A 15,948-nucleotide genomic window follows, 5' to 3' on the forward strand; every position below is an offset into this window, starting at 1 on the left:
TACGCAGAGATTTTTTCAAATTTATTAGTGATAATCAGTACCTCAGCAGATTAGGAAACGCTATATACTGCTAATTTGACAGTTGCATATCAGATGTTTCTTCTAATTCCTCTAATTCTTCTATGAGAATTTCTTCAATTACTAAGGCGAATTCGGCAATAGTAGGAGCTTCAAACAACAGGCGTACTGGTAAATCGATTTGAAAAATTGTGCGAAGTTGAGAAATTAAGACCGTTCCTGTTAGTGAATCTCCGCCTAATGCAAAGAAGCTGTCATGAATACCTATTTGTTCCATACCCAGAAATTCTTGATAAACTTCAACCAGTTTTTGCTCTAACTCGTTAGTAGGAGGAGCATAGGCATTTTTTAATTTTGGTCGGGAATGATGAGTAGTTAAATTAGTTTGGGTAACAGTATTTTTATCAGTAAATGCGGCTGAGGCAGTCGCCTGAGCTAAGATTATATGGTCTGTAAAAGGTGCAAATTCTGAAAACGCTATCATCTTTTCAAAACCATGATATTTGAGTTCTTGTTCCCATTTTTTTTGAGATAAAAAGGGATTGCACATATTACGATCGCCTTGTGCATCTTCTATCGGATTCATCAGCAGCGCGTCAATAAACTCAAACTCTAGCCTGGGTTGAGTTGTTTCCCAAAGTAGTAGTAAACCCCCAGGTGCAAGTAAAGAACGAAGCCGTTCGAGAGTCTCTCCAATATTTTTAGAAACGTGTAGCACTTGAAAAGCCACGATGACATCAAAACTGTAACTTGAATATCCCTGTTCTTGTGGCGATCGCTCAATATCTAATAACTCATATTCCACAAATGAATAATCGCTAAATTTCTTTTTGGCTGTATTCAAAAAGAAGCTACCCACATCGGTAAAAGTATATTTTGTTCTCTGGGGTGGCAGCATAGGTAATAATTCTGCTGTACCTGTACCAGTTCCACCACCAATTTCCAAAATTCTCAAATTTATATCTGATGGTAATACGTTTAGAGCTTGTTCTAAACATACCCGCATGATGGAGTTATAGTACAAATCTTCAGGTAATTGTTGAACTGAAAATTCTCCTTCTTTTAATAATGTGGAAACATGAAACTCTAATGGTTCTTTTTCCCCAGTTAGTAACGCCACCATATTTTCACCATAGAGTTGTAATAGCTCTATTGGTTGTGGTGTGTCTCTCCATTTGGCTTTAACTTCTATCAATAACTGGTTAACAAACTCGGCGGAAATTGGTGATAAATTGCTAAATAATTCCTGTTCTTGATTTAACTTACCTTGTTCTACCAATATTTTCAGCCATCGGTTTAATAATTCTTTGTAGGGAGGAATAATCTTAGATTCTGCAAACAATTCCTCTAACGAATACTTGCGATCGCGATTCTGGAAAACTCCTAATTGTGATATTGCTAGATGAATATAAGCAATACACAAGCGATCGCACCATTCTCTCTTCTCTTGGAAAATTTGCTCGTCAAAGTTTGCAACACTCATACTAGCTTGGCGTTGACCAACTTCTACGAGAGATTGCCAAAGTCTTGATGTAGATTTGGGTTGCGAAGTTATTTCTACAGGTGATAATTTTTGTGGTTCAATCCAATATCTTTGGCGCTCAAAGGGATAAGTTGGTAAAGGAAGCCGATATCGACGCTCATGGCTATGAAATCCTGTCCAATCAATCTTGACCCCCTCTAACCATAGCTGACCTAATGTATTCAAAATAAAAGCAATATCTGATTGTTTCTCATAAACATAGCGCAGGGAAGATAATACTACTAAGTCATCTCCAGCAATATTATCTAAACATTGCTTTGCTAAACTGCTTAATGCTTGTCCTGCGCCTACTTCCAATAAAATCGGATTGTGTTGTTGCCATAGTTGCTGTAATCCATCAGCAAAGCGCACTGGTTGACATAGATGCTGTGTCCAATAGCTGGGGTTTGTGGCTTGTGCGGTGGTAATCCAGGTTCCGGTGACGTTGGAAAGATAAGGGATTTGCGGTGGTTGGAGATTGATAGTTTGTACTAGTTGGGTAAAAGAGTCTGCGATCGCTTCCATCATGAAAGAATGAAAAGCGTGGGATGTCTGCAATTGACGACAGGCTAAACCCTTGGCGCGTAACTCTTGTGACAATTCCTCTACGGCTTGAATAGTTCCCGCCACAACACATTGAGATGCGCCATTAACTGCTGACAGAGAAAGATTTTCATTTAAATAAGGTTGTACTTGTTGCTCTGTTAAAGGAACCGCTAACATCGCTCCCCCTGGCAACTTTTGAATCATTTGCGCCCTAGCAGCCACCAGAGCGATCGCATCTTCTAGAGATAATACTCCTGCTAAGGTTGCAGCTACATATTCACCAATGCTGTAACCAATCATTGCTACAGGATGAATACCCCAAGACATCCATAATTGAGCTAAAGCATACTCAACAGCAAATAAAGTAGGCTGAGTCAAATAAGTTTGGTTGAGTTTCTCTGTAGCAGAGTCGATTGGTTGAGTGTCGCGCCCCAACATTTGGCGTAAATTAATACTTGGCTTTTCTTGACTTTCTACTGGCTTATTAGGAGGATAAATAACTTGTTTGAGGTCAGCACCCAGCAAAGGTTGAAAGAGAGCAAAACAACGGTCAAGATGTTCCCGAAAAGTTGGCTCTAATTGATACAGTTCAAGAGCCATATTAATGTACTGAGTTCCTAACCCAGTAAACATAAAGGTAATAGGGCGTTGATTCGCCTCCTGAATGTTCGTCAAAACTCGTTTAGGATTTTGCAGCGCAATTATCGCATCTGATATATCTTGACAAACAACCGCACGCCGATGAGTAAAGGGGTGGCGACCAACTTGTAATGTATAAGCCACATCTGCTAGGTTCTGTTCTGGATGCTGTTGCAGATGATTGACTAAATTTGCCGTCGCCGTCTCTAAAGCCGATTCAGTTTTAGCGGATAGACATAGTAAATATTTACTTTTGCCTTTTGACTTTTGACTTTTAACTTGTACTGGTGCTTCTTCCAAAACAACATGAGCATTAGTCCCGCCAAGACCAAAAGAACTCACTCCAGCACGGCGGGGTATACCATTTGTTTCCCATTTGCTAAGTTGAGTATTGACATAAAAAGGACTGTTGGCAAAGTCTATTTCTGGGTTGGGTGCTTCAAAATGCAAACTGGGTGGTATTTGTTTGTGCTGGAGTGCCAAAACAGTTTTAATTAAACCTGTGACACCAGACGCTACATTCAGATGGCTAACATTAGTCTTAACTGAACCGATGGCGCAGAAGTTCTTTTTATTAGTGCTAAAAGCCTTTTTCAACGCCCTAAATTCTATAGGATCGCCTAATGCTGTTCCTGTTCCGTGGGCTTCGATGTAAGTAAATGTTTCCGGTTCAAATCCAGCGATGGCTTGAGCTTCGGCAATTACTTCTGCTTGACCTGCAACACTAGGAGCAGTGAAACTAACTTTATCAGAACCGTCATTATTAATAGCTGAACCTTTAATCACCGCATAAATGCGATCGCCATCAGCCACAGCATCTTCTAATCTTTTAAGTACAACAATGCCTACTCCGTTTCCCGAAGGACAACCTTTGGCTTTCGCATCAAAAGCACGACAGTGACCATCAGGAGAAGTAATCCCACCTTCTTGGTAAAAATAGCCTTCTTTATGGGGAATTTCGATAGTAACTCCACCAGCCAGAGCTTTATCGCATTGGTAACTTAATAATCCTCGACAAGCTAAGTGAACCGCAACTAATGAGGTAGAGCAAGCTGTATTAACACTAACACTAGGCCCTTTTAAATTTAACTTGTAAGATACTCGCGTAGCTAGATAGTCTTTTTCATTACCAATTGTCATTGATAATGAATCTAAGGTTCTCAAATCAGGATGTGAAAGTAGGTTATGAATTAAATAACTACTGATGCTAGTTCCGGCATAAATACCAGTTAATTCTTTGTCGTCTTTGGGATTGTAACCAGCATTTTCTAATGCTTCCCAAGCACATTCTAAAAAAAGACGGTGTTGCGGATCTGTAATGGCTGCTTCTTTAGGTGTAAAGCCAAAAAATGCAGCGTCTAACATTTCAATTTCATCTACTACAGCCCTAGCTTTAACATAATAGGGATCGTCTAAGACAGCAGGCTCGACACCAGAATTGATCAATTCATCGTTACTGAAGAATGAAATAGATTCCACACCATTGCACAGATTATGCCAAAACTGATCGACATTCTTAGCACCAGGAAAGCGACCAGCCATCCCGATAACAGCTATACCTTTCAAATCGATATCTTGACTAACCACGCGCTTTTCTCCTTTGTTTCATCATTTTCTCTTCTTCAATGGCTTTTTCTTGCCTTTTCGCACGAGATTGAGCTTGCTGAACAGTAGTTTTGTCAACATCTTCCTGGCTTAAATATTGAGCTAGGGCGTTGATTGTCGGATATTCAAATAAATCTGTTGTAAATAAATCTCTTTGCAGTCTTTTTTGCAGTTGACTCTGCACTTTAACTATCAAGAGTGAATCACCACCGAGTTCAAAGAAGTTATCATAAATTCCTACTTCTTCAATTCCTAATAGTTGTTGCCAGACTTCTGCGATTATTTTCTCAGTTTCATTTCTAGGTGCAACATACGCATTAGTCAATTGAGGTCTTGCATGGGTTGGTTTTGAGGTATTTGTATTCCCTAAAGATGCCAGCATAGCTTGTGGATCAAAATTGCGATCGTGTTCTATCAAAGATGTTAAATCTTGAGTCGAAATCGCAATTTGAGGAGATGTACTGTTAAGAACGCGCTCAAATACTTCTACCCCTTCCGAAGGTATCACCGCATCCGCTAATAGAGTTTTTTCTTGAGAAATATCATATTTTTTAACTATTCGTTTTACCGCCTCAATTGACATTCCCACATCTAGCCAATCATTCCAGTTAATAGCTACTGTGAATGTGTTTTCTCTGTGAGCTTTGTAATAAGCAAAAGCATCAAGAAATTCATTGGCAGCACAATAGCCAACCTCACTAAATTTACTTCTATAAATGATAGAACTAAGAGATGAACAAAGAATCAAAAAATCTAGTTGAATATCTTTTAACAGGCTGTTCAGGACTAGTGTACCCTTGACTTTCGGAGCCATGATTTTTTCTGTCATTTCTCGTGTTCTGCGAGAAATTACACCAGCGTAATCAGGAACACCTGCACAATGAATAATACCATTAATTTGGGGAAATTTTTCTTGAACTGTTGCGAAAACTTTTTGCATCTGTTCAAGGTTAGATACATCAGCACTCAGGGCTAAAACTTCTGCACCGAAATCTTCTATTTCTTGTAATTTGCGAATTTTTTGACTGATATTATCTTCTGCATCATGAGTAGTTAGCCATTGTTCCCATTCTGATTTTTCTGGGAAATATGAACGCCCAATAAGAACTAATTTAGCTTGTACTGCCTTCGCTAAATGTGACGCTAAGGCCAGCCCCATACCTCCCAGCCCGCCTGTAATTAAATAAACTCCTCCTGGTTTTAATTTTGATATTTCTTTCTGTTTTTCTAAACGTACAGATTCAAAGGTTTGCACCCAACGATTAACACCACGATAGGCAATAACAATATCAGAAGATGGTGTTTTTAATTCTTGCAGTAAATTTTCTATAAATTTCTCATTTTGCCAATTTACATTGGTGGTAATGGCAATATCAATGCTACGACAGCTAATATTAGGATATTCTTGGGGAATTATCTTGACAGCACCTAATAAAGTCGCTTTTTCAGGATATAAGCAATCTTCTCCAATGACTGATTGCATATTATTGGAAACAACTGTAATTTGCAGTTGGCTTGTTATGTGTTGTTTTCCAATTGCTTGAGCTAAAAACAGCAGACTATAAAAACCTTTGTCTTGTAGTTGCTCTATTCCTGCTATTCCTGAAGGAGTATTATCAAAAGAAGTGACATTCCATAAATGAGCGATCGCAGTTGGGATTTGGTTCTGGGCGATCAATTCATTTACTAACGCATCATAATCACTACGTTGTTTGGGATTCAGGCTAAATGCGCGATCGCTTAACTTAGTAAACTGCACTCCCGCTTGAACTATAATTACATCCTGACCCTCAAGCTGAAGCCGTTTGGCTATTTCTTCACCTAAACCGATTTCATCAATAAATATCAGAGTGCAAGATTGATGATTAATCAATTGCTTCTGGTTGATAATTGATTGTTTCCACAAAGGTACATAAAACCAATCGTCTATATCAGCCTTTTTAGCTAATGGCTCAGATTTAGGACGTTCTTGTTCAATCCAGTAACGCTGACGCTCAAAAGGATAAGTTGGTAAGGGGAGACGATGACGAGTCTCGCCGCTATAGAATTTTGACCAATCTATCTGTACTCCATATAACCAAAGTTTACCTACAGAGTTCAGTAAAAACGCTATATCTGACTGCTTTTCTCTGGGATGAGGTAATGAACATAATGCGGCAGAATGAGAATGTTTTTTTGCTAAAGTACCTAAGCTGCGTCCTGGCCCTACTTCCAGCAAGATATAATTTGGCTCTTGCAGTAATGTGGAGATACCTGCACTAAACTGTACAGTTTGTCTTAAATGTCTTCCCCAGTAATTAGGATCTGTAGCTTGTTGGGCTGTAATCCATGTCCCCGTAACGTTGGAAATAAAAGGAAATTGGGGAGGATTTAGTTTAATTTTATGAACTTCTTTAGTGAATGGCTCTAAAATCGGTTCCATCATCCCAGAATGAAAGGCGTGGGATGTATGCAAACGGCGACAATCTACACCTAATGCTGTGAGTCTTGCTTGAATTGCGTCTATCGCATCATGAGTTCCAGAAACGACGCAGGAAGAGGGAGCATTACTAGCAGCTAAAGATAAATTTTCATTTAATAGACTTTGAACTTCTGCTGCTGACTGGGAAATTGCCAACATAGCACCAGCAGGAAGTTGTTGCATCAATCGCCCACGCCTAGCAACCAAAGCTAAAGCATCTTCTAGGGAAAATACACCAGCAAGACAAGCGGCGACATATTCACCAATGCTATGACCAATCATGGCACTAGGAGAAATCCCCCAAGACATCCATAATTTAGCTAAAGCATATTCGATTACAAATAAAGCGGGTTGAGCGATCGCAGTTTGTTGGAGTTTTTCGGCTACTGGTGATTCATTTTCCTGAGGATAAATAACTGAACGCAAATCCAATCCAAGATGAGGTTGGAGTAATTGACAGCATAAATCAACCTGTTCTTGAAAAATCGCCTCAGTCTGGTATAGTTCTTTACCCATATCCACATACTGAGAACCTTGTCCGGGAAACATGAAGGCGATCGCCCGATGACCAGATTCTTGGTATCTCGTAACTGCGGTATTTAAGGCATTTACGGCATCTGTGGTATCTTTACACACTAGCATCCGCCGATACTTAAACTCTCTGCGCCCTACCTGCAATGTATAAGCGACATCTGCAATATTTATTTCTGGGTGCTGCTGGAGGTGGTTGAGTAAATTTGTAGTTGCAGTCTCTAAAGCAGTTTCCATCTTAGCTGAGAGTAGCAATAATTTATACTTTCTCTCCTCTTTGCCTTCTTCCAAAAAGGGTGCTTCTTCTAGAATGACATGAGCATTCGTTCCACCCATACCCAAAGAACTGACACCAGCACGCCGAGGGGTAAATCCCGGCTTCCATTGGGTCAGTTTTGTGTTGACGTAAAAAGGACTATTAGCAAAATCAATTTTGGGGTTGGGTTGGTCAAAATTCAGACTGGGGGGTATTTGCTGATGTTGGAGAGCGAGAACCGTTTTGATTAAACCAGCAACTCCCGCAGCAGCGTCAAGATGACCAATATTTGTTTTCACTGAACCGATCGCACAAAAACCCTTTTGCTCGGTATGGGCGCGAAAAACCTTGGTGAGTGCTGCAATTTCTATGGGATCGCCCAAAGCTGTACCTGTACCGTGAGTTTCGATGTAACTAATAGTGTCAGGTTCAACCTCAGCCAATATCATTGCTTCAGCGATCGCTTCTGCTTGACCATCCACACTAGGGGCTGTAAAGCCAACTTTAGCCGCACCATCATTATTGATAGCAGCCCCTTTAATTACTGCATAGATGTAGTCACCATCTGCAACAGCTTCACTCAATCGCTTGAGAACTACCACACCTAAACCATTACCAATAGTGATTCCCTGTGCTTTTGCATCAAAGGCGTAGCAATGACCATCGGGGGATAAAGTTCCGCCCGGTTCATGTAAATAACCAGTTTTTTGGGGAATATGAATTGATACTCCTCCCGCCAAAGCCATGTCACATTGGTAATTTAATAAGCTTTGACAAGCGAGAGTAATACTCACTAATGAAGTCGAGCAAGCTGTTTGAATAGTTAAACTCGGCCCAGTCAGATTTAATTTGTAGGATAGGCGAGTCGCCAGATAATCTTTGTCATTTCCAATCGAAGTTTGATAACAAGTTACCGAGCCGACACTATCTTTATTTAAATCAAAAGTTAAATAGTTATTATGACTAGCACCTGCATAAACCCCAATGCGTTCTTTGCACCTAGTAGAGTCATAACCAGCATTTTCTAAAGCCGTATAAGCACATTCTAAAAATAAGCGATGTTGTGGATCTGTAGTTTCAGCTTCCTTAGGATTAATATCAAAAAATGCGGCATCAAATAGTTCAATATCTTCTAAGATGCACCCAGATTTTACATAATTTTTATCCTTAAGAAAAGATGAGTTGATGCCTGCGGCGGTTAATTCCTCATTTGTAAAATAGGAAATAGACTCTACCCCAGAGGATAAATTTTGCCAAAATTCTGCAATATTTTTGGCTCCAGGGAAACGCCCCGCCATGCCGATAATAGCTATCTCTTCTATAGATTCACTCATTTCCAGCCTACTCTTGCATCAATTATTTTTGTCTTTTCTCTGCATCAAATTCTTTTGGCGATTTAAAGCTTGCTTCTGTTTCTGCGCTCGATTCTGAATCAAATTAAAAGCAGCTTCTCCGGTTGATTGTTGATGAAAATGCTCTGATAATTTGCTAATTGTTGGGTATTGAAATAATTCTACAACCGACAACTCCCGCCCAAAGGTTTCGCGTAATTCGTTATGCAACTGCACAATTAGTAAAGAATTACCACCAAGGTCAAAGAAATTGTCATGAATGCCGATTTTATCTACCTGCAATATCTCTCGCCAAATCGCCGCAATTTTTTCTTCAACTTGAGTTTGCGGAGGTACATAAGCAATTCCCAAATCAATACGCGAATTTTCTGGCTGTGGGAGAGATCGTTTATCAATTTTACCATTTGGTAGCAAAGGCAACTTATCTAAGACTACATAGCTGCTAGGCAACATATAAGCGGGTAGTTTTTCCTTCAAAAAACCGCGCAATTGAGGTACTAGCTTTTGAGGATCTGTAGGTTGCGATCGCAAATTACCGTATTCTTGCCAAGGTCGGATATTTTCTATTACTTGTAATCCTAAAAAAGCCGTTATTTTATAATCAGCAATAGTCTGAGGTTGCTGTTTAAATATTACATCATAGCAACCGTTTTCACCAGAGCCAGACCAAATAATTTCTACAGTGTATGGTATTTCTTGACTTAGTTGCCAGAGGTCTTCAGGTTCTAATCCCTGGTTAGAGGAATCTAGAAGAGTTTTTTGCAGATTGGCAATTGTTTGTGATGGTTCAGCCGCTACCATACATCGCAGAATTTGGATTTCTTTGAATAAACGCGGATTAGAAACTCTCTCTATTCGGAAATATTCTGGCTCTTTATCTAAAAGCAACTGACGGATTGCAGCTATACTTAATTGTTCTTGCTGCCAATCTAAAGAGGGTATGTTTTGTATTGTTTCAACGGGAGTATCTACATAAAGGATAACATCGTATTTAAATTTAGTTAGCTCGTTATTATATCGACCCCCCTTGAGTTGAATTTGGACATGACTAATTTGAGGGATATGTTGCTTAATAGCCGTAAATAAAGCTGGATCAATAACCAGTTCATTATCAGCAGCAAGATATTCTTGGACTCGTTGCTTAAACTTATCTACAGTGAGAGATTCAGGTGCGCGATGTACTTGCACAGAAGTATGAAAAGCTTCTAAAAGCGGTAAACTGCGAACGCCACCAATAAAAATTTGACCGCCCGATTTAACGAGATTAACTACCTTTTCCAAAACATCGACTAAGTAATCAATGCTAGGAAAATTCTGAATAATTTCATTGAGAATAACTGTATCTATTTCCTGGGGTGCAATGTTCGTTAGTTCATGCGCCATTCCTTGTATCAGTTTGACCTTAGATAACAATTCTGGCTGGTTTTTGTCTAATTGCTGTTCCAGATATTGTAATGCTACCTCGGAGATATCCATCCCAAGGTAATGTTTGCAATGAGGCGCAACTCTCGACAAAATTAAACCTGTACCGCAGCCAATTTCTAACACCTGCTGAGGTTTTAAAGCCAGAATTCGCTTGACAGTGCAATCTACACTTTCGAGAATTTCTGACTCTGGTAATGGCTGTTCGGTGTAGCTACTTTTCCAAACTCTTAAATTAATTGAAGGGTCAGAGGGAGAAAATTCCCAACTGTAAAATTGATCGTAAACGGTTTGGATTTGGGACAAATACTCAACTTCTGCGGTTGTAGATATTTCGGTATCAAGATGAGGATTATTTTTATTTGTAACTAAGTAAGCTACTAATCGCTGTTCGCTAGGAATATCTTCTCGCAGTAAAACAACAGCATCTTGTACCAGAGGGTTTTGTCGTAAAACTGACTCAATCTCCCCTAATTCCACCCGGAAACCACGGAACTTAATTTGACTATCTAATCGTCCCAAGATTTCTAGATTACCATCAGGGAGATACTTGGCGCGATCGCCTGTTTTATATAAATATTCTCTTGCTTGATGACTGAAAGGATTGGGTATAAATCTTTCGGCGGTTAAATCAGGACGATTTAAATATCCTCGCGCCAAGCCAATACCAGCAATGTATATTTCTCCAGGAATTCCCACCGGAACAGGTTGTAAGTTCTCATCCAACAGATAAATTTTTGTATTTTGTACCGGACGACCAATTGGTGTTTTCCTATCAGTAGCATTTTCTGGATTGACATCATACAGAGTGGTGCAAATCGTGGCTTCTGTAGGGCCATAACCATTGAGAATTTGCAATCCCGGAATTTGCTTTTGAATTGAAATTAGGAGATTTTCAAGTATAGGTTCTACACCTACAAGTAATCTTTGCAAAGCTAATTTTTCTGACTTTCCTGACAACCAATCAGAAAGTGCTTGGAGATGGAAAGGAGGTACATAAGCACTCTTGATTTGATTAACCTCTAGCCAATTTGCAAAGTTGCTACCATCAGAACGGATAACTTCGGGAACAATATGTAGAGTTCCTCCTGCTAACAGTGCAGAAAATATTTCATACACCGAAACATCAAAATTGAGGCTTGTCCACAAACTACAAGCATCACCAGCTTGAATTTGCTGTCTGTTTGTAAAGTCTGCTAATAAATTAACTACTCCCGAATGATGACAGCAAACGCCTTTACTTTGTCCTGTAGAACCGGAGGTATATAGTACATAAGCAAGGTTAGAGGGTAAGGCTTGATTAACCAGATTTAGTTGATTTTCTTGAGTATTTACCTGCCAAGTATCGAGATAAACAACTGTAGCCTTACTATGTAAACCTAACTCTTGATACAGTTTTTCTTGAGTTAATAAAACCGCTACTTGAGTATCATGGAGCATAAACTCCAGACGCTCTTGAGGGTACGTTGGATCTAGGGGTAGATATGCACCACCAGCTTTGAGAATTGCTAAAATCCCCACTATCATCTCTAAAGAGCGTTCTACACAAATTCCTACCAAAACTTCAGGTTTTACCCCTAGTTTTCGTAAGTGGTGCGCGAGTTGATTAGCTCGCTGATTAAGTTGATGATATGTGATTTTTTCTTGCTCAAATACGACTGCAAAAGTATCTTGTGTTTTGGCTACCTGCTCTTCAAATAACTCATGCAAGCATTTATTTTGCCAATTATTACTGTGAGTATTATTCCAATTAATTAGTAACTCTTGCTGTTCGGCTCTCGTCAATATTGGCAAGTTGGCGATATTTTGCTCTGGATTTTGGACAATGCTTTCTAACAACGTTGTAAAATGCCCAATCATCCGATTAATAGTATCAGCATTAAACAAGTCTGTACTATACTCAATCCAACCAATCAGCCCTTCGGGAGTTTCTTCCATATCGAAACTCAAATCAAGCTGTACTGTTCCGACATCAACAGTCAACCGAGTTAAAGTGATATCTGCAACTTGCAACGCTGGTAGTGGTGTATTGTGCAGCGCAAACCAGACTTGGAATAGTGGATGTCTACTTAAGTCTCGTTCTGGTTGTATTGCTTCTACTAATTGGTCAAAAGGTAAATCTTGATGAGCGTATGCACCTAAGGTGACTTCCCGAATTCGTTTGAGTAACTGTGTAAAGGTCGGATTTCCACTGAGATTTGTTCGCAACGCCAATGTATTGACGAAGCAGCCAATTAATGGTTGTAAGTCTTTATGGTTGCGGTTGGCAACAGGTGAACCAACTAAAATATCCGACTGACCGCTATAGCGATAGAGTAACAGTTTAAACGCTGCTAAAAGCGTCATAAATAAGGTTGTTCCCTCTTGGCGTGAGAGGGTTTTCAAGGCTGCGGTTAAAGACTTGGATAAGGCAAATTCTCGCTTGTTACCGATAAAACTTTGGATTGGTGGGCGGGGATAATCTGTAGGTAAATCTAATACTGGCAAAGGTTTACTTAATTGTTGCTCCCAATATCTGAGTTGGGAGTTTAACACATCTCCTTGCAGCCAGTTGTGTTGCCAAACAGCAAAATCTGTATATTGGATAGGAAGTTCAGCTATTGCTGGGGGTTTTCCTGTAGAAAAGGCTTCATAAAATGCTGCCAATTCTTGGAGAAAGACTCCCATAGACCAACCATCGGCAGCAATATGATGAATTGTCAGCAGTATGATATGCTCTGTCGGATGCAGTCTGACGAGGGTACAGCGAAGTAACGATCCACTGGTTAAATCAAAAGCTTGTCGTGCTTCTAAATGTATTAATCTGTCTAAAGCTGCTGTTTGCTCGGTTGCTTCTAACCTCTCCAAATCAATTATCGGTATACTGACAGTCAAATTAGGAGCAATAACTTGCAGAGCTTTTCCTTTTCTATTGGTAAAACTAGTTCGTAATACTGCGTGACGTTGGATAATTGCATTCAAACTTTGCTCTAATACAGCAAGGTTCACAGAGCCAGTTAATTTTGCTGCGATCGCCATATTATAAAATGGACTACCTGGTTCTAACTGGTCAAAAAACCACAACCTTTGTTGAGCAAAGGAAAGAGGATATTCTCTAATATCTGTGTCAACTCGTGATATGGTCGGTAAGGCGATCGCTGTTTCTTCTTTGAGTTGTTCACTTACCTGCATCGCCAATTGAGCAATACTAATACCATCGAGAAAATTAACTGCGGGTATTTGTACGCCAAAATTAGTTTCAATGCAGTTTTGTAAATCAATTGCCATAATCGAATCTAATCCCAGAGTATTCAACGCTTGCTGGGAGTTGAATTGTGATGGCTTTACTTTTAAAATCTGCGCTAAAACCTGATGCAGATAAGCTTCTAAAAGTTGCTGATGATTTTCTGATTTTGCAGTTAGAAGCACCTCACGCCGCAAATCATCGTGATGATCTAACCCAGAATTAATACTTAATTTATCGGTTAAAATACTACTTTCAATTACAGCCAACTCACCCGCTAGAAACTGGACACGAGTTGCCCGTCGTTGAATCTTACCACTAGAAGTTTTGGGTATACTACCTGGTTTAATTAAAACTACTGTATAAACTTGTACTTCATGCTCTTCAGTCACCGCTTGACGAATTGCATTCACTACTTCTGCTAAATTCGGTTTGGCGCGAAACTCTAATTCTTGGACGATGACTAACTTTTCTTCATTCTCTACTTCAACTGTGAAGGCGGCGCTAGCACCAGCACGTAAGGATGGATGACTGCGTTCGGAGGTTAATTCTATATCCTGTGGGTAAAGATTGCGCCCTCTAATGATAATTAAATCTTTAGCTCTACCTGTAATAAATAACTCTCCATCCTGCAAAAAGCCTAAATCTCCCGTCCGTAGGAAAGGCCCTTCTCCTGTATCTGATAGATAAGCGCGGAATGTCTCTGCTGTCTCTTGCTCTCGATGCCAATAACCTTGCCCAACACTCAATCCTGATACCCAAATTTCCCCAATTTCATCAGATTGACAAGCCTTAAGTGTTTCAGGATTAGTAATGACTACTTTTTGTTGTGGGATAACTCGACCACAACTGACAAAGTGAGATGCATTCTCATCTGCAACCGCTAATTCTACAATTCGATTGCATTCTAATGCAGATTTCTCAATCGTTTTTACTAATGGTGCGGTAGCCTTATCTACACCTGATACCATGAGGGTTGTTTCTGCCATGCCGTAACATGGATAGAACGCCTCTTTACGGAAGCCACATTCTGCAAACGCCTCTGCAAACCTTTCTAAGGTATCGTAACGAATCGGTTCCGCACCATTAAATGCCACACTCCAACTACTTAAGTCAAGAGTGGCTTTTTGTTCAGGAGTGATTTTCTGCACGCATAAATCATAAGCAAAATTGGGGCCGCCACTGGTTGTCCCTTGATATTGCGAAATTGCCTGCAACCAACGATATGGACGTTGGAGGAAGGCAGCAGGAGGCATGATAATGCAAGGGAAACCCCCATACAAAGGTTGCAATATACCACCGATGAGACCCATATCATGATACATGGGCAGCCAGGTAACAAATTTACTATCTGCGGAATGCTCCATGAATTGGCAAGTTGTCTGAGCATTGTGCAGGAGGTTTCCGTGACTAATCATCACACCCTTGGGTGTACCTGTCGAACCGGAGGTATATTGCAGAAAAGATAGGGTATCTCGATCAATATGAGGTTTTTGCCAGTTATCTTCTAAACCCTCCATCAGATTATCAGTAGTTAGCCATTGCAATGATTTGCTGTCAGTCTTTGCTGTCATCAGAGACTGCACTATTGAGAAAATTTCTGTAGTTGTTAAAGCGATCGCGGCTTGTGCATCTGTGGCGATCGCTTTTATTCTTGGTGTATTGCGTTGATTTCTCGGAGGATATGCAGTCACCGCCACAACTCCTGCATATAAGCAACCAAAAAAGGCAATTAAAAAATCTAATCCAGCCGGATAAAGCAGTAAAGCTCGTTCGCCTGTTAAGCCCAATGTTTGTAATCGCGCCGCCACTCGACGCGCTAACCGATCTAATTCTTGATAGGTTAGGGTTGCTTGTTCTGTTTCCCCGTCTAACAAAAATGTAAAAGCATCTCGATTTGGTTGTGTAGCACTTCTTAAACGCAAGAGTTCCACAACATTAGAACAGCTAGGTTGGTCTTGAACAGAGGAACGATTGTATTTACTCATGTTTATTTTCGACAGCTAAATGCATCTAATAAACTGCTGGTTTTCCTTTTCGCGCTCACCAGGAAAAAATTGGCGGGATATCTTTTCTACACAACTTGCAGCTGGTAATCAAAATATGCTTGCACGCACTTATTCTGAATTTGATGTATGACACCTGAGAATATTTTCATCTTTACCTTCTGTGACTACTGCCGATGGTCAATTCAGATTAACCAATCTCCAAACTTCAAGCCTAGTAGTCAACCAAACCAAGGTTTGTAAGTCGAGTTAGAAAAGATTTTTGCTAACTTAACTCTAGTTCTCAACCATTGATTATTAGTTTAGCCAACCACCGATGCTGCTAAAGTAGGACTTACGCAATAAATCTCCAAAACTCTTATTCCTC

At 40.0% G+C, this 15,948-nt stretch carries 3 protein-coding genes; all 3 read right to left on the reverse strand.

Annotated elements, in window-relative coordinates; all coding sequences use genetic code 11:
* Positions 1–70: 70 nt before the first annotated feature.
* From H6G41_RS11450 to H6G41_RS11460, 3 genes are read right to left on the reverse strand one after another with little or no spacing between them, the layout of a single operon-like run.
* On the reverse strand, positions 71–4,312 hold the full coding sequence (locus H6G41_RS11450) for a type I polyketide synthase (protein ID WP_190746318.1): 4,242 nt from the start codon (positions 4,310–4,312) through the stop codon (positions 71–73).
* Positions 4,305–8,912: a type I polyketide synthase gene (locus H6G41_RS11455; RefSeq protein ID WP_190746319.1), complete on the reverse strand. Its 4,608-nt coding sequence runs from the start codon at positions 8,910–8,912 to the stop codon at positions 4,305–4,307. Before H6G41_RS11455 ends, H6G41_RS11450 begins: the two co-directional genes overlap by 8 nt.
* Positions 8,913–8,930: 18 nt before the next feature.
* Positions 8,931–15,563 carry a non-ribosomal peptide synthetase gene (locus tag H6G41_RS11460; protein ID WP_190746320.1) on the reverse strand — a complete coding sequence of 2,211 codons (6,633 nt, stop codon included), beginning with the start codon at positions 15,561–15,563 and terminating at the stop codon, positions 8,931–8,933.
* Positions 15,564–15,948 lie beyond the last annotated feature (385 nt).

It is taken from the genome of Tolypothrix sp. FACHB-123 (assembly GCF_014697075.1).
Classification (GTDB): Bacteria; Cyanobacteriota; Cyanobacteriia; order Cyanobacteriales; family Nostocaceae; genus Aulosira.

What these genes read in the sequence shown, in the direction of transcription:
- H6G41_RS11455 (WP_190746319.1), bottom strand. Translation starts at nt 8,912, where the DNA reads ATGAGTGAATCTATAGAAGAGATAGCTATTATCGGCATGGCGGGGCGT.
- H6G41_RS11460 (WP_190746320.1), bottom strand. Translation starts at nt 15,563, where the DNA reads ATGAGTAAATACAATCGTTCCTCTGTTCAAGACCAACCTAGCTGTTCT.